At 44.1% G+C, this 21879-nt stretch carries 24 protein-coding genes; 3 read left to right on the top strand and 21 right to left on the bottom strand.

All coding sequences use genetic code 11. The features are described from left to right. Nucleotides 1-291: 291 nt before the first annotated feature. The 17 genes from lgt to rpsH all read right to left on the bottom strand — a co-directional run bounded on the left by lgt (nucleotide 292) and on the right by rpsH (nucleotide 10448). Nucleotides 292-1155, bottom strand: coding sequence for a prolipoprotein diacylglyceryl transferase (lgt, locus tag A3GG_RS0102630; protein ID WP_018357774.1), 864 nt, complete (start codon nucleotides 1153-1155; stop codon nucleotides 292-294). A gap of 6 nt (nucleotides 1156-1161) precedes the next feature. Continuing rightward, nucleotides 1162-1800 carry a DUF3575 domain-containing protein gene (locus A3GG_RS0102625; protein WP_018357773.1) on the bottom strand — a complete coding sequence of 213 codons (639 nt, stop codon included), beginning with the start codon at nucleotides 1798-1800 and terminating at the stop codon, nucleotides 1162-1164. Nucleotides 1801-1980: 180 nt separating this feature from the next. Continuing rightward, nucleotides 1981-2478: a 50S ribosomal protein L17 gene (gene rplQ / locus A3GG_RS0102620; RefSeq protein WP_018357772.1), complete on the bottom strand. Its 498-nt coding sequence runs from the start codon at nucleotides 2476-2478 to the stop codon at nucleotides 1981-1983. 9 nt (nucleotides 2479-2487) lie between these two features. Next, nucleotides 2488-3486: a DNA-directed RNA polymerase subunit alpha gene (locus A3GG_RS0102615; RefSeq protein WP_018357771.1), complete on the bottom strand. Its 999-nt coding sequence runs from the start codon at nucleotides 3484-3486 to the stop codon at nucleotides 2488-2490. Nucleotides 3487-3523: 37 nt separating this feature from the next. Continuing rightward, complete coding sequence (rpsD, locus tag A3GG_RS0102610) at nucleotides 3524-4123, bottom strand: 30S ribosomal protein S4 (protein ID WP_018357770.1); 600 nt, start codon at nucleotides 4121-4123, stop codon at nucleotides 3524-3526. A 145-nt stretch (nucleotides 4124-4268) separates the two neighbouring features. Then, nucleotides 4269-4655: a 30S ribosomal protein S11 gene (gene rpsK, locus A3GG_RS0102605; RefSeq protein ID WP_018357769.1), complete on the bottom strand. Its 387-nt coding sequence runs from the start codon at nucleotides 4653-4655 to the stop codon at nucleotides 4269-4271. 15 nt (nucleotides 4656-4670) lie between these two features. After that, nucleotides 4671-5051: a 30S ribosomal protein S13 gene (rpsM, locus tag A3GG_RS0102600; protein ID WP_018357768.1), complete on the bottom strand. Its 381-nt coding sequence runs from the start codon at nucleotides 5049-5051 to the stop codon at nucleotides 4671-4673. A 93-nt stretch (nucleotides 5052-5144) separates the two neighbouring features. Then, nucleotides 5145-5261 (bottom strand): 50S ribosomal protein L36, encoded by a 117-nt coding sequence (gene rpmJ / locus A3GG_RS0102595; protein WP_018357767.1) that lies wholly within the window; start codon nucleotides 5259-5261, stop codon nucleotides 5145-5147. Between the two features lie 129 nt (nucleotides 5262-5390). Next, entirely contained in the window at nucleotides 5391-5609 is a 219-nt protein-coding gene (gene infA / locus A3GG_RS0102590; RefSeq protein WP_018028987.1) for a translation initiation factor IF-1, read from the bottom strand. A gap of 54 nt (nucleotides 5610-5663) precedes the next feature. Further along, nucleotides 5664-6464 carry a type I methionyl aminopeptidase gene (gene map / locus A3GG_RS0102585; RefSeq protein ID WP_018357766.1) on the bottom strand — a complete coding sequence of 267 codons (801 nt, stop codon included), beginning with the start codon at nucleotides 6462-6464 and terminating at the stop codon, nucleotides 5664-5666. 30 nt (nucleotides 6465-6494) lie between these two features. After that, nucleotides 6495-7820: a preprotein translocase subunit SecY gene (gene secY, locus A3GG_RS0102580; RefSeq protein WP_018357765.1), complete on the bottom strand. Its 1326-nt coding sequence runs from the start codon at nucleotides 7818-7820 to the stop codon at nucleotides 6495-6497. Between the two features lie 23 nt (nucleotides 7821-7843). Further along, complete coding sequence (gene rplO, locus A3GG_RS0102575) at nucleotides 7844-8287, bottom strand: 50S ribosomal protein L15 (RefSeq protein WP_018357764.1); 444 nt, start codon at nucleotides 8285-8287, stop codon at nucleotides 7844-7846. Between the two features lie 80 nt (nucleotides 8288-8367). Then, nucleotides 8368-8547: a 50S ribosomal protein L30 gene (gene rpmD, locus A3GG_RS0102570; RefSeq protein ID WP_018357763.1), complete on the bottom strand. Its 180-nt coding sequence runs from the start codon at nucleotides 8545-8547 to the stop codon at nucleotides 8368-8370. Nucleotides 8548-8570: 23 nt separating this feature from the next. Then, a complete protein-coding gene (gene rpsE / locus A3GG_RS0102565; protein WP_018357762.1) occupies nucleotides 8571-9077 on the bottom strand; it encodes a 30S ribosomal protein S5 in 507 nt (168 codons plus the stop codon). A 24-nt stretch (nucleotides 9078-9101) separates the two neighbouring features. Then, nucleotides 9102-9446: a 50S ribosomal protein L18 gene (gene rplR, locus A3GG_RS0102560; protein WP_018357761.1), complete on the bottom strand. Its 345-nt coding sequence runs from the start codon at nucleotides 9444-9446 to the stop codon at nucleotides 9102-9104. A 27-nt stretch (nucleotides 9447-9473) separates the two neighbouring features. Beyond that, complete coding sequence (rplF, locus tag A3GG_RS0102555) at nucleotides 9474-10025, bottom strand: 50S ribosomal protein L6 (RefSeq protein ID WP_026215558.1); 552 nt, start codon at nucleotides 10023-10025, stop codon at nucleotides 9474-9476. Nucleotides 10026-10052: 27 nt separating this feature from the next. Continuing rightward, entirely contained in the window at nucleotides 10053-10448 is a 396-nt protein-coding gene (gene rpsH, locus A3GG_RS0102550; RefSeq protein ID WP_026215557.1) for a 30S ribosomal protein S8, read from the bottom strand. 773 nt (nucleotides 10449-11221) lie between these two features. On the opposite strand from rpsH, the gene A3GG_RS0102545 reads away from it, so the two are divergent. Continuing rightward, nucleotides 11222-12196: a phage head morphogenesis protein gene (locus A3GG_RS0102545; RefSeq protein ID WP_033408215.1), complete on the top strand. Its 975-nt coding sequence runs from the start codon at nucleotides 11222-11224 to the stop codon at nucleotides 12194-12196. Nucleotides 12197-12315: 119 nt separating this feature from the next. Continuing rightward, a complete protein-coding gene (locus A3GG_RS13300; RefSeq protein ID WP_167657137.1) occupies nucleotides 12316-12459 on the top strand; it encodes a hypothetical protein in 144 nt (47 codons plus the stop codon). A gap of 198 nt (nucleotides 12460-12657) precedes the next feature. Here A3GG_RS13300 and A3GG_RS0102535 read toward each other — a convergent pair whose 3' ends face one another. Then, entirely contained in the window at nucleotides 12658-14955 is a 2298-nt protein-coding gene (locus A3GG_RS0102535) for an outer membrane beta-barrel protein (protein ID WP_248637644.1), read from the bottom strand. An 88-nt stretch (nucleotides 14956-15043) separates the two neighbouring features. Beyond that, nucleotides 15044-15217 (bottom strand): hypothetical protein, encoded by a 174-nt coding sequence (locus A3GG_RS13590; RefSeq protein WP_169333143.1) that lies wholly within the window; start codon nucleotides 15215-15217, stop codon nucleotides 15044-15046. Between the two features lie 272 nt (nucleotides 15218-15489). Here A3GG_RS13590 and A3GG_RS0102530 point away from each other — a divergent pair, with 272 nt between their 5' ends. Then, entirely contained in the window at nucleotides 15490-16263 is a 774-nt protein-coding gene (locus tag A3GG_RS0102530) for a helix-turn-helix transcriptional regulator (RefSeq protein ID WP_018357755.1), read from the top strand. Here A3GG_RS0102530 and A3GG_RS0102525 read toward each other — a convergent pair. Both A3GG_RS0102525 and rpoC read right to left on the bottom strand, forming a co-directional pair. Continuing rightward, nucleotides 16255-17019, bottom strand: coding sequence for a HesA/MoeB/ThiF family protein (locus A3GG_RS0102525; RefSeq protein WP_026215556.1), 765 nt, complete (start codon nucleotides 17017-17019; stop codon nucleotides 16255-16257). The two genes, A3GG_RS0102530 and A3GG_RS0102525, sit on opposite strands and share 9 nt — an antisense overlap. A gap of 558 nt (nucleotides 17020-17577) precedes the next feature. Further along, the gene (rpoC, locus tag A3GG_RS0102520) at nucleotides 17578-21873 is read right to left on the bottom strand and encodes a DNA-directed RNA polymerase subunit beta' (RefSeq protein WP_018357753.1); all 4296 of its coding nucleotides are present in this window, start codon (nucleotides 21871-21873) and stop codon (nucleotides 17578-17580) included. Nucleotides 21874-21879: the final 6 nt, after the last annotated feature.

Genomic DNA, 21879 nt, shown 5'->3' with positions numbered 1-21879 from the left:
TCTTATTTAGCTTTTTATTTATGAGCGTTTGAAATGGTCTCCAATCAATGAGTTTGTCAATTTGCTCTAGAAACTCATTGCGTGCTCTAGAACTTCTCAATTCGGTAAACACCTCAGTAAATGAGGGTGCATTGTTGCTCGTTTGCTTGAATCCCATAACTATTGTCGCTATAAATCAATACTATATCCTCCCCTTAATTACACAATAAAGATACTAATAATCAATGATATACGCAATAATTTGAGACGGTTTTTCGTGCAACATTCTCATATAGTAAACTGTTTCAAAAATTATCTCTTCTCATAGATGCTATTGCCGCCACGCTGATACTCTTTTTCTGGGCGCTTGAGGCTAAATGCAACAGCAGCGATACCGATTAGGATAAATGGCAAACTGAGCCACTGTCCCATATTGAGACTCATATCGACCTCGAAGCCTACCTGATCATTCTTCACGAACTCAATCAAGAACCTAGCCACAAAGATCATAATCATAGCCACTCCAAAGATAAGGCCTTCGTGCTTGTAGGCATCTTTCTTCCAGTACAACCACATGCACACTCCGAATGTAAGGAGGTATGTCAATGCCTCATACAACTGGGTCGGATGCGAGGGTGCTGTGAAGATAGGCTCTGCCCCCATCTGCCATTGTGGGATATTTTCGATAAATCGGAATGCCCAAGGCACGTCGGTGGCATGCCCATATATTTCATGATTTGCAAGATTCCCAAGCCTAATCATCGCTGCGACTAACCCGGTAGGGACACAAAGACGATCAAAAGTCCATAGCATACTTTGTTTGCTCACCTTCTTAGAATACAGATAGACGGCAACCATTATACCTATCACACCTCCGTGGCTAGCAAGACCACCCTTCCAAGTCTGGAGGATTTCCAAAGGGTTGGCTAGATAATACGCTGGTTCATAGAAAAGGCAATGCCCAAGGCGAGCTCCTACGACCGTTGCAACAAGAATATAGACCACAAGCCAATTGTAGGACTGATCGCTAAGACCCTCGTGTTTCCACATCTTCCCTAAGATGCCACCCCCGAAGACAATAAGTCCGACAGCGAAAAGTATGCCGTACCATCCGACTCTAATGCCTCCAAATTGAAAGAGAATTGGATCTAGAGTCCAAGTAATAACTCCTATCATATTGTACTAAAATCTCTTGCCTATAGAGAAGACGAAGTTACCATAGATAGAGACAGGATCGGAATGCACGATATTACGACCTAATATGCAGCCCAACTCAAATGTCCAGTCTCTAGTGGTGACCCACCTATAACCGAGACCGACACCAAGACCGAAGGCTGAAACAGCACCCTTCTGCCCCTCTTCCAAAGCAACACGTTCGCCATCAACATAGACACTCTTGAGCATTAAACTACTATCATAGTAATTGTATGCAAGATTGGCCTCCACAAAGAAGCCTCTAAGGGAATTGCCTCTACTCTCTTTATAGAAGTGCCAACGCGCATAGGGCGATAGTGTGAACTTACCCATCTGGCTATTAGGCACGCCTACTATATCAAAGCTATATGCCATACGTCCTCCGAAGGAAATATCGGGGTTTAGGGTGTAGTCATAGGCAATCTCGGGATGAAAAAGTAAAGCAGTGCTCAGCAAGTTGAGCTTAACCTCGTGTGGTCGACTCACCAACCGCTCATAAGCGCTATTGTCGCTACCGCTCCAAGAAATAGAAACGCTCCTAGAAGAAGAGTTCTGAGCATAGATGCTCACTACGCTAGTAGCCAAAACGACTACGCCTAATGCTATACGACGAACAAAGTTTTCCATGGGAAATTATACTATACATTTGTACACAATCATTCAGCTACAAATCTACTAAAAAACTCAATATGAGCCTGAAGTTACTATGTCATTTATACTTACAATGGCTCCACAAGATACGAGAAAGGCTGGAAAGAATCTCGGAAGATTCTTTCCAGCCTTTGTAGGAGTTACACGTAGAGATTATTACTCAGCAGACTCTGCTGGTGTCTCCTCTACTACTGGTGCATCTGCCTTAGGTGTCTCGGTAGCTTTCTTGCTACGGCGGGTACGACGGGTCTTGCTACCCTTAGCTGCCTTCTTATCTTCCTTCACGCGGTTCTCGTTGAAGTCAACAAGCTCGATAAGGCACATCATAGCATCGTCACCCTGACGGCGTCCAGTCTTCAAGATGCGGCAATAACCACCAGGACGATCACCTACCTTCTCTGCGATAGTGCTGAATAGCTCTACTACAGAATCGCGGTTCTGAAGCTTTTGGAATACCACGCGACGAGCATGTACACTCTCGGTATTCTTTGCCCTAGTGATGATAGGCTCTACATATACCTTTAGTGCCTTAGCCTTAGCAAGGGTGGTGAAAATACGCTTATGCTGGATAAGCGAATTTGCCATATTTGAGAGCATAGCCTGACGGTGTGAAGCCGTACGACCAAGGCTATTGAATTTCTTATTATGTCTCATTGTCTATAATTACTCGTTGTCTAGTTTGTACTTAGAAACATCCATTCCAAAGGTGAGACCGAGACGATCAAGTAGATCATCAACCTCATTTAGCGACTTCTTACCGAAGTTTCTAAACTTAAGTAGCTCGCTACGACTGCACTTCACTAGGTCTCCAATAGTCTCAACGTCGGCAGACCTGAGGCAATTGAGAGCACGAACCGACAAGTCTACCTCAGAGAGTCTATTCTTAAGTAGCTGACGAGTCATGATCATACCTTCGTCAAAAGAGTCATCCTCCTGCTCGCTCTCTAGCTCTACATCGATATTCTCATCGCTGAAAAGAACCAAGTGCTGCATCATTGTATTTGCAGCATCCTTGAGAGCTTCCTTTGGCTGAATAGAGCCATCAGTATCCACCTCGATGAGAAGCCTGTCATAGTCGGTCTTCTGACCTACACGAGTATTCTCTACCGAAATCTTTACATTAGTGATAGGAGTATAGATGGCATCGATTGCAATCTGCATAGGGTCATCGAAAGTCTCAGCGATTTCTGAGGCGGGAATCCAACCACGACCCTGGTCGATTGTTAGCTGGATATTGAAGGTAGCCGACTTATCAAGACGACAAATCAGCTGCTCCTTATTGAGCACCTCAAAGTTCTTAAGCCCCTCAGAAATCTCCTTGCCGGTAAAGATATCATGCTCCTTACCACTCACCTTGATTACTGCGGTTTCTGCGACCTCACCTGGTGTCACCTGCTTGAGACGAATCTTCTTGAGGTTGAGGATGATATTAGTTACATCCTCAATCACACCAGGGACAGTTCCAAACTCGTGCTCTACGCCATCAATCTTGATACTATTGATTGCAAAACCCTCTGGACTGGATAGTAAAATACGTCGAAGAGCATTACCTATAGTCATGCCATAGCCTGGCTCGAGAGGCTTGAACTCAAACTTACCATGAGTTGGAGTATTCTCGAGCATCACCACTTTCTCTGGTTTTTGGAATGCAATTAAAGCCATATCTCTTCTGTAAAATTAATTGTAAAAAGGGGCATCATTACTTAGAGTAAAGCTCAACGATGAGCTGCTCCTTGATGGTCTCTGGGATATCAGCACGCTCTGGGATATGTAGGAATGTACCCTTCATAGAGGCAGCATCCCAAGAGAGCCATGCATACTGATTGTGAGAGAAAGTCTGTACAGCCTCGGTAACGACAACAAGCGACTTAGAGCGCTCGCGAATACCGATAGTCTGACCTTCTGAAACTGTGTAAGATGGGATATCAACTACTTGACCATCAACCACGATATGACCATGGTTAACGAGCTGACGAGCAGCATTGCGCGAACGAGCTAGACCGAGACGGTAAACAACGTTGTCAAGACGACGCTCAAGAAGCTGCAAAAGTACCTCACCACGCACACCAGGCATACGAGAAGCACGCTCGTATAGGTTGCGGAACTGACGCTCTAGGACGCCATAAGTGTACTTCGCCTTCTGTTTTTCGCGCAGCTGCAACCCATACTCAGATGTCTTGCCACGGCGTGAGTTGCCATGCTGACCAGCAGGGTAATTCTTCTTAGTCTTGGCATTGCCAAAGATAGGCTCGCCAAACTTACGATTAATTCTGGCTTTAGGACCTGTATATCTTGCCATTGTAAAATATTGAAATTTGCTTAGTAACCATGAAGCCTCACTACGCACAGCTGCGTCGGAATACCATCAGAGTGGTGCATCCATTAGTGATACTGCGTAGCAGCCTCATTCTAATATATTTCTCTTCTGTATGTACCTGAGGGAATCAAGGCTTACGACGCTTTGGAGGGCGACATCCATTATGTGGAAGTGGTGTAACGTCTACAATCTCCATGACCTCGATGCCAGCACCGTGGATCGTACGGATTGCGCTCTCACGACCATTACCTGGACCCTTTACATACACAGTCACCTTCCTTAGACCAGCGTCAAAAGCAACTTTAGCACAGTCTTGCGCTGCCATCTGAGCAGCATAAGGGGTATTCTTCTTAGAGCTACGGAAGCCCATCTTACCCGCACTAGACTGAGAAATTGCCTGACCTTGATTATTGGTAAGGGTGATAATGATGTTATTGAAGGAAGAGTGGATATGAGCTTGCCCGATAGGATCCACATGCACCTTCCTCTTCTTAATAGCAGTTTTCTTTGCCATACTTTCTTCCTTTACTTACTTAGTAGCTTTCTTCTTATTCGCAACAGTCTTCTTACGACCCTTACGTGTACGTGCATTATTCTTGGTACTCTGACCTCTCAAAGGAAGACCATTACGGTGACGGATACCACGGTAACAACCGATATCCATGAGGCGCTTGATATTTAGCTGTGTCTCGCTACGCAAGTCCCCTTCTACCTTATAAGTAGTAGAAATAATCTCACGGATAGCAGCAGCCTGATCGTCAGTCCAATCTTGCACCTTAATGTTTGGGTCTACACCTGCCTTGTCTAGAATAGTAGCTGCTGCACTACGACCAATACCATAGATATAGGTAAGGGCGATAGCACCACGCTTATTCTGTGGGAGATCGACACCAACAATTCTTATTGCCATATAAAACTTAGTTATTAGTTACGTGTAACTCTCTTACGTTATCTTTCTAAAACTCCGAAGAAACTCAGGAAAGCTAGCCACGAGAAGTAATACTTACTTCTGGCGCTGCTTCATCTTAGGGTTCTTCTTGTTAATGATATAGAGGCGTCCCTTGCGACGAACGATCTTGTCGTCTGCAGTGCGCTTCTTTAGTGATGATCTAACTTTCATATTCTCTCACTCTTGTACTATACCCCAGCTCTCACTAAAGGTGTGTATTACTCTTTTCTATTATCTTAATCAGCCAAAAGAGAGAAACTCTCTTCTGCACAAGGTACTATGGCACCTGCTCTGAGATGATTACTTGTAGCGATACGAGATGCGACCTTTAGAAAGATCATAGGGAGACATCTCCACCTTCACTCTATCTCCAGGGAGAATGCGGATGTAGTGCATACGCATCTTGCCAGAAATATGAGCGGTGATCTGATGCCCATTATCTAGCTCTACCTTAAACATAGCGTTGGAAAGCGCCTCCAATATCACTCCATCTTGCTCTATAGCGGGTTGTTTTGCCATAAATATACTTTCTTTACTCTCTTCAAATAATTTAATTACTGACAGACTTGTCTCTCAGAAAGGCATTCCTCCTAGGGCTTCCTCCACATAGTCGAAGGTGCTCATAAGCTTGGCCTTTCCATCAACGACTGCGATACAGTGTTCAAAGTGTGCCGATGGCTTACGGTCCTTGGTGCGTACCGTCCAACCATCATCATACATCACTACATTTTTACTGCCAAGATTAATCATAGGCTCTATACAGATACAAAGACCCTCTTCGATCTTGGCACCAGTGCCACGCCTACCATAGTTGGGCACATTAGGTGCTTCGTGCATACTCCTACCGATACCATGACCGGTAAACTCACGAACCACGCTATAACCACGCTTCTCACAGTAGGTCTGAACAGCATTGCCAATATCACCTATACGGTGACCAACTTGCACTGCCTCTATCCCCACATAGAGTGACTCATAGGTAGTACGCAGAAGACCTCTTACCTCCTCAGATACCTCCCCCACAGGGAAAGTAAAGGCACTATCGCCTACAAAGCCGTCAAGGATTGTACCGCAGTCTACACTGATGATATCACCCTCCTTAAGGATTACCTTATCGGAGGGGATACCATGCACTATATATTCGTTGATAGAAGTACATAAGCTACCAGGGAAACCACTGTAACCAAGGAAGGCAGGCTTAGCGCCATGATCAAGAATAAACTCGTGCGCTATTTTATCTAACTCCTTAGTAGATACTCCTGGCTTGATATGCTTAGCGAGCTCTCCATGAGTCATGCCGACAAGCTGATTAGCTTTTGCTAGTTTCTCAATCTCCTCAGCACTCTTTAGGTATATCTCTCTACGTCCTATCATAGCTTATGAATTGCCTTTTTAGACATCTTATCAATACAGATTGCCTGAGCGTCCTTTAATCCTACCAGTCTCCAATAGACCATCATAGTGGTGCTGTAGAAGGTGGCTTTCTACCTGCTGTAGGGTATCCAATACCACACCTACAAGGATGATCAAAGATGTACCACCGAAGAATTGACTAAATCCTGCCGACACACCGAAAAGCCTTGCGAAAGCTGGTAGAATAGCTACAACCGCTAGGAAGATAGCTCCAGGGAAAGTAATCTTACTCATCACGCTATCAAGGTACTCCTTGGTAGCCTTACCCGGCTTCACACCAGGGACAAATCCATTTGAGCGCTTAAGCTCATCGGACATCTGACCAGGATTAATGGTCACCGCTGTATAGAAGTATGTGAAGACGATGATGAGGAATGCAAAGATGAAATTATACCAGAAACTCTGACCAGTCACGAAGCCCTGCCAAAAGGTTGAGGTAGATGTCATCGATGGGAAAAGTGTTACAGGGATGAACATAATTGCCTGAGCGAAGATGATAGGCATCACGTTGGCAGCATTCACCTTAAGAGGGATATACTGACGTGCGCCACCGTACATCTTATTGCCCACAGTACGCTTAGCATACTGGACAGGCACGCGACGTGTACCCTGTACAAGCATGATAGCACCAGCAATCACCAATAGCAGTACTAATATCTCTATAATGAATAGGAAAATACCACCAGGGTTATTGAAGCGAAGTGTGAACTCCTGCACCACTGCAGATGGGAAACGAGCTAGAATACCTACAAGGATGATAAAGGAAACTCCATTACCAATACCCTTATCAGTAATACGCTCACCCAACCAAAGGGCGAACATCGAACCAGCAGCCATGAAGATGGTGCTAGAGAAGCTAAACCAAAAACCGCTTGGCATAGAAGCTCCTGCAGCAGCCAACTGATGGCTTAGGTTAATCAAATACACTGGTCCCTGCACCAAAAGGATTGCAATGGTGAGGTACCTAGTCCACTGATTGATCTTACGTCTGCCGCTCTCTCCCTCTCTCTGCATCTTTTGGATGGTAGGTACCACGATAGCCAACAGCTGCAACACAATAGATGCAGAGATATATGGCATGATACCAAGAGCCATGATAGAAGCGTTACTAAACGCACCTCCGGAGAACATATCCAGAAGCGCCATCACTCCACCGGCAGTCTGACTCTTCAGGCTAACAAGCGCAGAAGTATCAATCCCAGGAAGAACGATGTGAGTACCCAGACGATAGATAATAATCAGCCACACCGTAGTGATAATACGCTGTTTGAGATCCTCTATCTTCCAGATATTCCGGAGTGTCTGAACTAATTTCATCGGTTACTCTCTCTACTCAGTTATTATAGAATCACCAGCTCACCACCGGCCTTCTCGATCGCCTCCTTAGCGCTCTTAGAAGCTGCGTGTACAGAAAGCTTCACCTTGCTGGTAAGCTCACCCATACCCAACACCTTTACACGAGCATCCTTGTGCACAAGACCAGCTGCTACAAGCTCAGTAACACCAATCTCAGTGATACCCTTCTGTGCTAGCTCCTCAAGCTTACCAAGGTTTACAGGAGAATATTCAACCCTATTAGGATTGCGGAAACCGAACTTAGGCAATCTCCTCTGAAGAGGCATCTGACCTCCCTCAAAACCGAACTTCTGCTTATAACCAGAGCGGCTCTTTGCTCCCTTGTGACCCCTTGTAGAGGTACCGCCTAGACCACTACCTGGACCACGACCAATTCTCTTGCGAGTCTTAGTAGAACCAGCTGCTGGCTTCAAATTTGTTAGGCTCATAATGTCTTAATTCTTTTGATCTAAATTCGCAAGCGACTCGCTTATCAGGAGAGTAGAAGCTCCCACGGTCGCTCACTCGATTAATCTTCTACTACAGCAATTAGATGGCGTACCTTATGGACATTGCCGAGTACAGCCGGATTCTTAGGGAGCTCTACTACCCTATTGAGTTTCTTCAGTCCTAGTGCATCTAGCGCTGCCTTCTGATCCTTTGGGCAACGGATGCGACTACGCACCTGCTTAATCTTTATAGTCTCCATATATAATATATGTACTCTTACAATTATCCCTTAAATACCTTCTCTACCGAGATACCACGTACCTTAGCTACCTCAAGAGGATCACGCATCTCTGATAGTGCCTCAATTGTAGCCTTCACAAGGTTGTGTGGGTTGCTAGAGCCCTGGCACTTTGCAAGCACGTCGGTCACACCCACGCTCTCAAGCACAGCACGCATAGCACCACCAGCTACTACTCCGGTACCCTCTGATGCTGGTCTCAAGATAACACGTGCACCACCAAACTTAGCCTCCTGCTCGTGAGGTACAGTACCTTTGTGCACAGCCACCTTTACAAGGTTCTTCTTAGCAGCCTCAGTAGCCTTCTGGATAGCAACACTTACTTCACCAGCCTTACCAAGACCGTAGCCAATGATTCCATTCTCATCACCTACCACTACCATAGCAGCAAGCGTAAAGGTACGACCTCCCTTTGTCACCTTAGTCACACGGTTGATCGCCACTAGCCTCTCCTTCAGTTCGAGACCATTTACGGAGTTTACTCTCTTCATATTACTTACTATTTATGGTCAGTATTAGAATTTCAATCCACCCTTGCGAGCGCCCTCAGCTACTTCCTTCACACGACCGTGATAAAGATAGCCATTGCGGTCAAATACCACGCTCTCAATGCCTGCAGCGATAGCCTTCTGAGCTACACCCTCACCTACCTTATTAGCGAGCTCGCTCTTGGTGAGCTTTTCCTCAATACCCTTTGAGCTATATGCTGCGATGGTCTTGCCATTCACGTCATCAATCACCTGAGCATAGATCTGCTTATTGCTCCTGAATACAGAGAGCCTTGGGCGCTCTGCTGTACCATAAGTATGCTTGCGCACACGAGCCTTGATCTTTAGTCTTCTTTCTCTCTTAGTTATCATAGATTACTTATCCTTCCAAAAGTGTGATTACTTAGCTGCCGACTTACCTGACTTCCTACGGATGTACTCACCGACAAACTTAATACCCTTGCCCTTGTATGGCTCAGGCTTACGGAATGAACGAATCTTAGCGCACACCTGACCAAGAAGCTGCTTATCAGCAGACGAAAGGGTTACTAGTGGTGCTTTGTTACGCTCCATCTTAGTCTCTACCTTAATCTCGCTTGGTAGCTGAATAAAGATAGGGTGAGAGTAACCTACAGCAAGCTCTAGGAGCTGACCCTCATTTGAAGCCCTAAATCCAACACCGATTAGTTCAAGTGTCTTGGTATAACCCTCAGACACACCGACTACCATATTATTGAGCAGTGAACGATAGAGGCCATGAAGCGAACGCTCCTCTCTCTCATCTACACTACGCTCAAGGGTTAGCACACCATCCTCAAGGTTCAGCTTGATACGCGGATCTACCTTCTGAGTTAGCTCACCCTTTGGTCCCTTTACGGTTACTACATCATCCTTAATAGTAACAGTCACACCGCTAGGGATAGAAATTGGCATTTTACCTATTCTTGACATAACTTCTGTTCCTTTCCTATTAAGTGATTAGTAGATGTAGCAAAGCACCTCACCACCAATCTTGCGGTCAGCTGCCTCCTTATTAGTCATCACACCTTGGCTAGTAGATAGGATAGCGATACCGAGGCCGTTGAGCACACGTGGCATATCCTTGTAGCCTACATAACGACGAAGTCCCGGGCGAGAAACTCGCTCGAGATGCTTGATTGCATTCTGCTTAGATACGACATCATACTTAAGCGCAATCTTGATACTCCCCTGTGGGCCATTCTCATCAAACATGTAATTGAGGATGTACCCCTTCTCAAAAAGGATCTTAGTCATCTCCTTCTTGATGTTGCTCGCAGGTATCTCTACCACTCTGTGCTTTGCCATGATAGCATTGCGCAGGCGAGTCAAATAGTCCGAAATTGGATCTGTCATAAAAAAGTTGGTTAAATTAATCTGAAAGTCGAGCCTATACATCTTCTCTAGCCCGCACCTCAGACAATATTTACACTCATTACTTCTCACGAAGCACCCCTTGCTGTACGTTTTTCCACTTATAGGCAAATGGGCAACTCCCTAGAACTAGAGCCGCTGCTCTAGCCACAAAACATTGACTAGCTACCACCATTAGCACCCTCGAGAAGTACCACAGTGAAGCCACTCAACACTTTGATTAGGCACAAAGGTACTAAACATTCCTCAATTATCCAAATATATCAATCTTCGAAGTCACTATATCTCAATACAAAAAGGGAGTTGAAATAGATCCGCTACAGACATAAGGATATCACCGAAATAGGGAACAGAATTAGCAGCTACTAGGAGAGAACAAGTTGCTCCTACCTAGTCTACAAAGAGTCTCTCCCGCGAGGAACTGGAGTTTATATGGGGAGGAACTGGAGTCCCTCCCCAGAGGGACTTTCTTTCCTCAGGCGAGGCACTGACAACAGGTATGCAATTCCCCAAAGACACGCCCATAGATCAAAGTAAAGGAAAATAGGAATAATGGTGCAAGGTCATACTATTACTTACTTCGAAGAATATGCAATAGTTGGTGATGTGCTTCCTAAAATCAAATGAGCCATCTTAATTGATGGCTCATCATCGAAACGGACGCTCCTATTTGCGCAGGTCTACCTCCCGCACGAAGAAGGTACGTAAACTATTCGATATAAGCGAACAATGGTATTCAGGAGTTCACAATAGTGTTGGGAGCAAAACGCGAAAAGCGACAGAAGTTCCTGCGCTCTTTTGCTCAATTCCGCAAGGCTGTAAAAGGGGTGAATGTGCAGTGGAACGAGCAATGGCTACGCACGGAGTACAATACTGCGGTGCGCTCTGCACGCTCTGCAGCTAATTATCGTGACGCACTCCGCTCTAAGGATATGTACCCTAATATCGAGTACCTCGAAAGCATCGCAAGGGATAAGCGCAAGGAGCACCTTGGGTTTGTCGGTACTATCCTGCCTATCGATCATCCGTGGTGGGATACCCACCTGCCACCAGTAGAGTGGAACTGCAAGTGCAGCTGGAGACCAACCGATAAGCCCACTACCGATGTGCCTATCACCACTGAGGAGGTGCCTCCTGTGTTCCAAAACAATCCCGGCAAGACTGCAGAGTTCGTGAAGCTCAGCGAGCACCCCTACACCAAAAACCAAGGTCACGCCTCTTGCCCTGAGTGTCGCCGTCAAGGACTAACCAAAAACGCAGAGCTTATTGACTATGAGGACTTACTTTGTCCAATGCACAAAGCTGCCTGGGATAAGTTGCACGATGACTGGAAAGAACAACGAAAGTTAGCTGACAAAATAGTCAAAGAATGGTCTGGAAGGTCTATCCCTGAGAATGGGTCGCTTATAAAGGGCGATAAATTCCTTACCGGGAAGGTGCGGGTTTTTAGAAAGTCCATCGATGATCTGCTCGGTCACATTGCAGATGCTCAGCAAAAACTATTAGCGATGAAGATAGAGGAAATACTCAAAGAATGTAAGTATAAGCGTAATGCTGCTCTAGTAAAAACATCGCATAATCTGAAAAAGAAACAAGCTAGGGGAGCAGTTGGATTTGCCTACTATGAATTTGAAGTAGAGGGCGACATATACCAACTGGACATGGAAATCCGAACACAAGGATTTGAGACACCTTACTGTATCAGAAAAATAAAAAAGAAGAGTCTTTGAGACAGAGAAGCAGCCTAACATCAGCTGCCGTATCTCAAAAACCCTTCTGTTTATGCGACAAAGGTACGTAAACTATTCGATATAAGCAAACAATGGATATTCAGGAGTTCAAAAAAGTGATGGAAGCGAAGCGACAAAAGCTACAGGAGTTTATGCGCTCTAGTCAGCTCAAGGATGCTGTCGGGCGAGAAGCCATTGATCTACAGTGCTGCACGAGTAATCCCCTAAAGTACCTGTTTGGTAGTGCTGGAAGTTCATCTTGAACCTCGATTCTCCTCTGATTGTTTTGACGCCAATTGATTCAACCGCTGTGCATTAACCAAGGAGTGCGTCTCGCTCCTTGGTTAATGCACAGCACGCCGTATCTCTTAGATATTAGCTGTAGATCAATATGTTTAGTTATCATTGCTAAACACTATGGTCCACAAATCATAGCATCTTATTGAGATAATATTTTCATATTACATATTGAGTCGACTTATCGATTCGATTGCAGTACTCTTCCTTTGGCGGACATTCTTTTGATTAAATCGATAACGGATCTGAATGGATACACTACGTGTGTCTCTGTAAGTCTTATCATACAATCTAATCCCCTCTATTTTGGTCGATCCTATATCCCAAGCTGTTTTCAAGAGATCCGTTCCAAGAATAGAAATATCCATTTTCCCTCCAAAAAATTGTTTTCGTAATTCAAGATCCAATTGATGTTTCTGTCCAGCTTCAAAAATTCCAGATGTCAGCGGACTTTGATATGAATAATTTAACTCTATATCACACCACCTAGGTACAGTAAACGTTTGAGTTAGTCGAGTATAGAATAACGGTTTTTGCTTAATATTCAAATCGTATTTTCGACCATCAAGTTGCTCCAATTGGACCATTCCCAATAAGTTCAAGGAGTACCAGCCCCAACTCTTAGCAATATTTCCCATTAGTTGGATTCTATGATGATGATCAAAATTAGTTTTGGATATGATATAACCTGGTGTTGAATCATCCTTTTTCTGAATGTAATTATCAATATGATCCCGCGAGTATTGATAGTTTACACCAAGATAAAGGATCCTGTAAATAAACTCATACCCTATTCGGTAATTCTTCTCAGGCAATAAGTTCGGATTCGAATTTGACGACACAAATTGGTTAGAATAATAACTATTATTGCTTAAGTCTTCCAAACTTGGTCTGCGTGTCCCGGAAGTAATGCTGAAATTATGCATCGACATTCCCATTTTTCCAGCTATCTTCCCAACAAAGAAAATATCATTGTAGCTACGGTTAATATTATTCTGTGGCGCATTTGGATCTAATAATAGGCTATTTGCATGTTCAAAACGAACGCCCAAAGATGCACTCCACATTCTTAGAGGAAATGAATAGTTGAGATACCCCGCATACACTCTTTCGTGGTTAGTCCCCATATTTTGGTAGCTTGCATCTGTGTTTTGCTTTCTAGATCCATTAATGTGGTATACATCCACCCCTCCTTCAAAAGTTCGACTGTCAGTAAGGCTATAAGACAGATATGGTGAAAGCTGAAAAAGAGCATAATGTGCGTTAGTGGAGATTTGATGATTTCCGATTTTGACCATATCATTCTCTCTTGTTGTTTGCTGACGATTCATAGTTTTGATAAAAGCATCGGCATTGATTTCGAGTTTTAATCTGCTGGTAACATTCCACTCTGTATATGCATTAAAATGATGAGAGGTAATTTTGTTGTCGAGATAAGTATTAGAGATCAAATTTTGCCATTCCTGTTTGTTTGTATAATATCGAGTGTTATCTCCACTATGATCATTTATTTTACTACTTGACAAATTATATCCTACCCCCCACGTCAACGTTTTATGAGGTGTAAAGTTAGCCTTGATGAGTATATTTCTTGTCAAATCACTGACTGTATCTACAAGTTGAGTCTGGAGATATAACTGAGGAATAACTTGAGCATCTATGCGTTCTGTCTTATTCATACGACTATTCCCCTGATTGAGTTGAAGACTGATATTGCATTTATCATTGACATAGCCTAACAAGATATCTCCTAAGTATGAAACTGCATGGTTTAATTGGAGCTTACTCTTTGCTTGACCTGTGAAATTATCTTTTTGACGTTTAGTCTTGATGTGAAGGACAGCGTTAACACTGCCACGATATCTTGGTCCAGGATTCCGATCAAAAGTTATCGTTGTGATTACTTTAGGATCTATTGACTTAAGTTCATCATGAGAAAGCACCTCTTTATTATCTAATAATATAAGGATATTTCCTCCTCCAAGTAATGTTGCACCACCATTCCCATCCACTGCGACTCCAGGAAGTTGCGCCAAAAGTCGATCAATGCTCGATTGCTGCGCCAAAGGTGTACCTTCTACATTCACTTGTAGTTGATGATTACTCAATTTTAATCTTCTCGTATTTCCTTTTATTATCACCTCTCCTAGAGTATAGGACAGAGGACGCATCTCCACTTCTATAGGGAGTTCGTTTATGTTTATCTTTTGTGACTCATAGCCTATACAAGTGAAACACAAGTAATTCATTTGCATGGATTTTTCTATACTGAAAAGACCAGTACTATCAGTAACAACTCCCTTCAATAATGTACTATCTTTGCTATAAGCAACGACATTACAAAACTCCAATGGTAATTTATTTTCGTCTACAACCAAAGATTTAATAACTTCTTGTCCCCATATAGATGATATGTTGACACATAAAGCCAAAAGGACAAACAAAATTCTATATGTTCTCATATTCATAAATCATTTACTATGACAAGCTATACAATTTGGAGCTCCATAAAGGTCTCTCTTGTATTTTAAAGCTCTAACTCTACATGAATTACAGTCTTTTACTTCCAATGGTGGTCGTACTCATGCTAGGCTGCAAAGTTGTGTCGTAACAACAAACAGCTAGTTCAAAACATCCATCCAATAGAGAGCCGTACTCTGCACCACCTACAATTTCTGACAACATTTCTGTAGAAAACTCGTCGATGTTTAACTTATCATTCATAACTCGTATTTGTTAAAGGACGCCTACTCTTCAGAGTTTTTCGGCTTACACTCCCCATTTGAATAGTTGGGTCTATGGTAATCCTTAGGACACTATAGAAAGTACCTTACATTATCTTTACACTTGCAAAGTTCCCTACTTATTATCCTCCCTGCAATACCCAAAAGGGTAATTTGGGGACGTATTCTGAACTTTCACCCTTTCGGGTAATCTCTTTGCCTTTGAATGAGTATATTTGCATCATTATTATATGGATGTCAAATGGATATAGAATGAGTGTGATTCTTAACGAAAACAATCGCCTGCAATTACCACAGGACGTTCGCCCTCAAATAGGCAACGAGCAATACTGTGGCTTACAGCCTTATATTGACTCTGCAAAGGCATTTGCCCAAATTACATACAAGTCTCTTTATATCATCGACTATAATAGGATGAACTTTCTATATGTATCGGACAACCCTCTATTTCTCTGCGGAGAGAGCGTGGCAACGGTACAACAAGAAGGATACGACTTTTACTATAATCATGTACCGGAAGAAGACCTTGAATTCCTTACACAAGTCAATAGAGCAGGCTTTGACTTTTTCAAAGGAATTGCCGTATCAGAGCGCACTCAATACACCATATCCTACAATTTTAGAGTCAATAAACAAGAGTCCAAGGAAAGCGTATTGATCAATCATCAGATAACTCCCCTTAAACTGGATTCGATGGGAAATATCTGGTTAGCACTCTGTTTGGTGTCACTGGCTCCATCCCAAGAAAGAGGTGTCGCCTATATGACTGCGGTTAATTCTAATACGATGTGGCAGTTTTCCTTGAAGAGTGGTCGTTGGAAACAGGTTGAAAGTATTGTTCTGAGTGAATATGAAAAAGCCGTGATTCGGCTGGCGAACCAAGGCTTATCAGTTGGAGAGATTGCCAACGAGATTAATCGGTCGGAAGACTCTGTGAAAGGCTATCGAAAAAACATATTCCAAAAACTCGGAGTCGGGAATATATCCGAAGCAATTGCTGTGGCTACACACCGCAGACTAATTTAGATCATCGCACTCCGAATAGTAGTAGAATTTAGGAAATACCTTCACAAATTCTCCTCGAACAATACGCATAAGGATAGAGGTACAGATTCCTCCGACCAAAGAGGACGCAATAGATAGTTGTGGTGGTGGCAAAGTCATTCCCTCGTCTTCATACTTTCGTATCACCTCTTCTATCCATATTTTAGGTCGAACCCAATAATTGAAATAGTCAGTAACGTGCTGTACGGCTCGTTTTTCAAAACCCAAATAACTCTCTCCCTCAGAGAGCAAGCTCTCTAAGTTCGCCCCATCGGGAGAAACAACCATAACAATACCTGCAAACCCAACATTGTAGGGATGTAGTACATAAATTCCTGACTTTGCACATACACGGTCAAAAACGAAAGGAATGTCGCTATTGAAATCAAGAGTATTGATTGCTATATCATGCCCTGCGACAATATCCTCTATATTATCGTGATCAATAAATGTGTTTATGGTCGATATTTGTGCTTTAGGATTGATACTGAGCAGTCGTTTTTTCAATGCTTCTACCTTAGGGATACCCAAATCTTCCTCTGTATAGTTCTGCCTGTTGAGGTTGCTCTCCTCCACCACATCTCCATCGACCAACGTTATAGTTTCAAATCCTATTCGCAACAAAGTTTCCGCAATATTGCTCCCTATTCCTGCACCAGCAAGTAAGACTCGAAATTCTTTGATTTTTATTTGATCTTCATCGGAAATGTAGATTCGATTTCGTTCGTATCGTTTCATCTGAATGATATTTTGGTTAGACATTTACGCCAGCAAAGTTCTCATCTTATATGCATTCCTGCAATACCCGAAAGGGTAATTCTATATACGATTTAGCATTAATATGAGTTTTCCAAGAAGGTAACTCTCCCAAAACGGGCGTATTGTGTCGGTTTATTATTGTAGTCATCTAATACCTGAACAACTTCCAACCGCAAAGATGACTACAATAATAAACCGACAGTAACTCTCCCAAAACGGGCGCGTAAGGAGAGAATAAAATAGACTGTAGGTACCAAATCGTACCTACAGGCTATTTTATTCTCTCCTTACGCGCCCGTTTTGGGAGAGTTACTAATAAACCGCCACAATACGCCCGTTTTGGGAGAGTTACAAATAATCAACCTCCTCCCAGGTCACATAGAAGTCTAACTCAAAAAGACACCGAGACACAAAATAGCCTGTAGGTGCCAAATCGTACCTACAGGCTATTTTATTCTCTCCTTACACGCCCGTTTTGGGAGAGTTACAGAGCTGTGACGCTCTCAGGGCTTTTATCATTTCAAATTGAGGTAGTGTTTAGTCTGGCACTACAATGTCCTCCATGCGAGAAGCGTTTCGAGAGGCTTCCAAAAGGCGCTTACTCTCCATCTCACTCTTAGATGCCACTACAATCTTATCGTATTCACGAAGACCTGTACCAGCAGGAATGAGGTGACCGCAGATGACATTCTCCTTTAGAGCTTCTAGCTTATCAACCTTTCCTTCGATAGCAGCATTATTCAACACTTTTGGAGTCTCTTGGAAGGATGCTGCCGACATGAAGCTATTGGTCTGTAGTGCTGCACGAGTAATACCCTGAAGCACCTGCTTAGTAGTAGCTGGAAGTGCATCACGAACCTCGATCGTCTTCTTATCGGCACGCTTGAGTAGGCTATTCTCCTCACGTAGATGGCGAGTTGTGATAATCTGACCCTCAAAGAAGCGAGTAGATTCACCTGCGTCAGTGACTACTTTCTTGCCCCAAAGACGGCTATTCTCTTCTTGCACCTCTAGCTTATCTACGAGTTGCTGCTCAAGGAAGTTAGTATCACCAGCGTCAATTACCTCTACCTTACGCATCATCTGACGGACAATGACCTCGAAGTGCTTATCGTTGATAGACACACCCTGTTTGCGGTAGACATCTTGTACGCCATTGACGATATAGTTCTGTACCGCATTAGGTCCGAGAATCTCTAGGATATCAGTAGGTGATACGGAACCATCTGACAATGGCTCACCTGCACGAACGAAGTCGTTTTCCTGTACAAGGAGCTGACGTGTCTGACTAATCTGATACTTACGCTCTTCCCCTGTACTACTAGTGACAATCACTTCACGGTTACCTCGGCGCACACGTCCTAGAGTTACCTCGCCATCAATCTCAGCAACAACGGCTGGATTGGTAGGGTTACGTGCCTCGAATAGCTCAGTGACACGAGGTAGACCACCGGTAATATCACCAGACTTGACTACGGTACGAGGGATCTTGACAAGGATATCACCTGCCTTGACACTTGCGCCCTGTTTCTTTGTTAAGTGCGCACCCACTGGAAGGTTATAGGTCTTGATAACATCTCCCTCCTTATCTGTAATAGATAGTGCTGGGGATAGGTTACGATCCTTACTTTCAATGATGATACGATCGGAGTGACCTGCAGCTACATTGGAGTCGGTCTGTACGCGGAAAGTAGAACCCTCTACAACATCTTCGTACTGCAACTTACCAGCTGCCTCGGCAATGATAACCGCATTGAATGGGTCGGTCTCAAAGATAATATCATCTGCTTTGACTTCTACACCAGACTCGATAAAAAGCTTTGCACCATAAGGGATATTTTCGGTGATGAGGGTCATGTGGGTATGTGGGTCGATAACACGCATCTCAGCCTGACGACCAACGACCACCTTGAATGACTTACCCTCTTCGTCCTTAGCATCTACGGTTCGAAGCTCATCTATCTCAAGAATACCATCATACTTAGCTTTGATCAAACGCTCGATGGTATCGGTACTTGCCACACCACCGGCGTGGAAAGTACGGAGTGTAAGCTGTGTACCAGGCTCACCGATAGACTGGGCGGCTACGACACCTACGACCTCACCCTTCTGTACAAGGTGATTGTGGGCGAGGTTGCGACCATAGCACTTAGCACAAACTCCATGTTTGCTTTCGCAAGTGAGTACTGAACGAATCTCGACCTCTGTAATAGGTGAGCTTTGGATTTTCTCTGCCTTGATCTCGTCTATCTCATCTCCAGCAGCTACAAGGAGCTCTCCAGAAATTGGATGGATTACGTCATGAACAGACACACGACCTAGGATACGCTCATAGAGTGAAGCTACGACGTTGCTACCCTCCTTGATCTCCTTACGGACAATACCACGGAGTGTACCGCAATCCTCTTCGGTAATAATCACATCCTGCGACACATCCACGAGACGGCGGGTGAGATATCCTGCATCGGCGGTCTTGAGAGCCGTATCTGAAAGCCCCTTACGTGCACCGTGGGTAGAGATAAAGTACTCAAGCACAGAAAGACCTTCCTTGAAGTTGGAAAGGATAGGGTTCTCCATTGTCTGAGCACCTTCACCACTTCTCTGTGGCTTAGCCATAAGACCACGGATACCGCTAAGCTGCTGAATCTGGTTGGCAGAACCACGAGCTCCAGAATCCATCATCATAAAGATTGGATTGAAACCCTGATCGTCCTCCTTTAGCTCCTTCATAAGGATTGCAGAGAGGTTGTTATTGACATTTGTCCAAACATCAATGATCTGATTGTAGCGCTCATTATTGGTGATATTACCCATATTGAAATCATCAACAATCTCACTAACCTCCTCGTATCCCTCTTGGATCAGCTCTCCCTTCTCTTCTGGGATAATCACATCTGAAAGGTTGAAGGAAAGACCACCCTTGAAGGCCATATAGTAACCAAGATCCTTAATATCATCGAGGAACTGTGATGTACGAGAAATACCACAATACTTAATCACATCTCCAATGATGGTGCGCAGACTCTTCTTTCCGATTACCTGATTGAGGTAACCAAGTTCGGCAGGAGCCTTGCTATTAAAAAGAAGCCTACCGTATGAGGTCTCGACAAGATGTCTAATTGGGTTACGATCCTCATCTAGGTCATCTACCATTACCTGAATCTTGGCATGAATATCGATCTTACCATTGTTGTAAGCGATGCGTGCCTCCTCTGGAGAGTAGAACTTATAGCCTTCTCCCTCAACTTCATCACGGAGCTTAGTGATATAGTATAGACCAAGCACCATATCCTGTGATGGCACAGTAATAGGGGTACCATTAGCAGGGTTAAGGATGTTGTGTGAAGCTAGCATGAGGAACTGAGCCTCAAGGATAGCATCGTTGGAGAGAGGTAAATGCACTGCCATCTGGTCTCCATCGAAGTCGGCGTTGAACGCAGTACAAGCTAGTGGGTGCAGACGGATTGCCTTACCCTCGATTAGCTTAGGCTGGAATGCTTGGATACCAAGACGATGTAGGGTCGGTGCACGGTTTAGAAGCACTGGATGACCCTTTACCACATTCTCAAGAATATCCCAGATAACTGGTTCGCGACGGTCTACAATACGGCGAGCACTCTTTACGGTCTTCACAATACCACGCTCTATCAACTTACGGATAATAAATGGCTTGTAAAGCTCAGCTGCCATATCCTGTGGCAGACCACACTCATGCATCTTCAAGTTTGGACCTACGACGATAACCGAACGAGCAGAATAGTCTACACGCTTACCTAGAAGGTTCTGACGGAAACGTCCCTGCTTACCCTTGAGAGAGTCGGTAAGAGACTTAAGAGGACGATTAGAGTCGCTCTTCACAGCACCCGACTTGCCGCTGTTATCAAAGAGACTATCTACAGCCTCCTGAAGCATACGCTTCTCATTGCGAAGAATCACCTGTGGTGCTCTTGTCTCAATCAATCGACGAAGACGATTGTTACGAATAATCACACGACGGTAAAGCTCATTGAGGTCTGAAGTAGCAAAACGTCCACCATCCAGAGGTACGAGAGGGCGCAGATCTGGTGGAATCACAGGAACTACATCGAGTACCATCCACTCTGGACGAGTATAGCCGTGACTTGCACGGAAACTCTCTACGACCTGAAGTCGCTTAAGTGCCTCCTTCTTACGCTGTTGAGATGTCTCCTTAGAAGCCCTAGCACGGAGCTCATAGGAGAGGGTGTCAAGGTCAACCCTTGCCAATAGTTGCTGGATAGCTACAGCGCCAATATCCGAGAGGAACTTGTCATGGTCATCATCCTCGAGCTCTGCATTCCCTTCTGGAAGAGCTTGGAGACGATCCAAGTACTCCTCCTCTGTCAGCAAATCACCTACAGCAAGATCTTCAAATGGTCCAGGTTGAACCACCACGTAGCTTTCGTAATAGATTATCTTCTCAAGCTTCTTGGCAGGGATACCCAATAGGTAAGCAATCTTATTAGGCACAGAGCGGAAGAACCAAATGTGTACGATTGGTACCTCTAACTTGATGTGCCCCATACGCTCACGACGCACCTTCTTCTCTGTAACCTCTACCTGACAACGGTCACATACAACACCCTTGTAGCGTACCCTCTTGTATTTTCCACAATGGCATTCGTAGTCCTTTACTGGGCCGAAGATGCGCTCGCAGAATAGACCATCGCGTTCAGGCTTATATGTACGATAATTAATGGTCTCAGGTTTGGTAACTTCACCGTATGAGTTTTCGAATATCTCTTCTGGGGAAGCGATACCGATACGAATCTGATTGAAGTTGGACTTTATCTTTGTATCTCTAATGAAAGCCATATCTCT

Origin of the sequence: Porphyromonas levii DSM 23370 (genome assembly GCF_000379925.1) — a bacterium.
GTDB lineage: Bacteria > Bacteroidota > Bacteroidia > Bacteroidales > Porphyromonadaceae > Porphyromonas_A > Porphyromonas_A levii.
This window is presented reverse-complemented; position numbering and strand designations above follow the sequence as displayed.

Bases quoted from the DNA above. Each gene is read 5' to 3' on its own strand.
- lgt (WP_018357774.1), bottom strand. From the start codon at position 1,155: ATGATAGGAGTTATTACTTGGACTCTAGATCCAATTCTCTTTCAATTT.
- A3GG_RS0102625 (WP_018357773.1), bottom strand. From the start codon at position 1,800: ATGGAAAACTTTGTTCGTCGTATAGCATTAGGCGTAGTCGTTTTGGCT.
- rplQ (WP_018357772.1), bottom strand. From the start codon at position 2,478: ATGAGACATAATAAGAAATTCAATAGCCTTGGTCGTACGGCTTCACAC.
- A3GG_RS0102615 (WP_018357771.1), bottom strand. From the start codon at position 3,486: ATGGCTTTAATTGCATTCCAAAAACCAGAGAAAGTGGTGATGCTCGAG.
- rpsD (WP_018357770.1), bottom strand. From the start codon at position 4,123: ATGGCAAGATATACAGGTCCTAAAGCCAGAATTAATCGTAAGTTTGGC.
- rpsK (WP_018357769.1), bottom strand. From the start codon at position 4,655: ATGGCAAAGAAAACTGCTATTAAGAAGAGGAAGGTGCATGTGGATCCT.
- rpsM (WP_018357768.1), bottom strand. From the start codon at position 5,051: ATGGCAATAAGAATTGTTGGTGTCGATCTCCCACAGAATAAGCGTGGT.
- rpmJ (WP_018357767.1), bottom strand. From the start codon at position 5,261: ATGAAAGTTAGATCATCACTAAAGAAGCGCACTGCAGACGACAAGATC.
- infA (WP_018028987.1), bottom strand. From the start codon at position 5,609: ATGGCAAAACAACCCGCTATAGAGCAAGATGGAGTGATATTGGAGGCG.
- map (WP_018357766.1), bottom strand. From the start codon at position 6,464: ATGATAGGACGTAGAGAGATATACCTAAAGAGTGCTGAGGAGATTGAG.
- secY (WP_018357765.1), bottom strand. From the start codon at position 7,820: ATGAAATTAGTTCAGACACTCCGGAATATCTGGAAGATAGAGGATCTC.
- rplO (WP_018357764.1), bottom strand. From the start codon at position 8,287: ATGAGCCTAACAAATTTGAAGCCAGCAGCTGGTTCTACTAAGACTCGC.
- rpmD (WP_018357763.1), bottom strand. From the start codon at position 8,547: ATGGAGACTATAAAGATTAAGCAGGTGCGTAGTCGCATCCGTTGCCCA.
- rpsE (WP_018357762.1), bottom strand. From the start codon at position 9,077: ATGAAGAGAGTAAACTCCGTAAATGGTCTCGAACTGAAGGAGAGGCTA.
- rplR (WP_018357761.1), bottom strand. From the start codon at position 9,446: ATGATAACTAAGAGAGAAAGAAGACTAAAGATCAAGGCTCGTGTGCGC.
- rplF (WP_026215558.1), bottom strand. From the start codon at position 10,025: ATGTCAAGAATAGGTAAAATGCCAATTTCTATCCCTAGCGGTGTGACT.
- rpsH (WP_026215557.1), bottom strand. From the start codon at position 10,448: ATGACAGATCCAATTTCGGACTATTTGACTCGCCTGCGCAATGCTATC.
- A3GG_RS13300 (WP_167657137.1), top strand. From the start codon at position 12,316: ATGGAAGCGAAGCGACAAAAGCTACAGGAGTTTATGCGCTCTAGTCAG.
- A3GG_RS0102535 (WP_248637644.1), bottom strand. From the start codon at position 14,955: ATGAGAACATATAGAATTTTGTTTGTCCTTTTGGCTTTATGTGTCAAC.
- A3GG_RS13590 (WP_169333143.1), bottom strand. From the start codon at position 15,217: ATGAATGATAAGTTAAACATCGACGAGTTTTCTACAGAAATGTTGTCA.
- A3GG_RS0102530 (WP_018357755.1), top strand. From the start codon at position 15,490: ATGAGTGTGATTCTTAACGAAAACAATCGCCTGCAATTACCACAGGAC.
- A3GG_RS0102525 (WP_026215556.1), bottom strand. From the start codon at position 17,019: ATGAAACGATACGAACGAAATCGAATCTACATTTCCGATGAAGATCAA.
- rpoC (WP_018357753.1), bottom strand. From the start codon at position 21,873: ATGGCTTTCATTAGAGATACAAAGATAAAGTCCAACTTCAATCAGATT.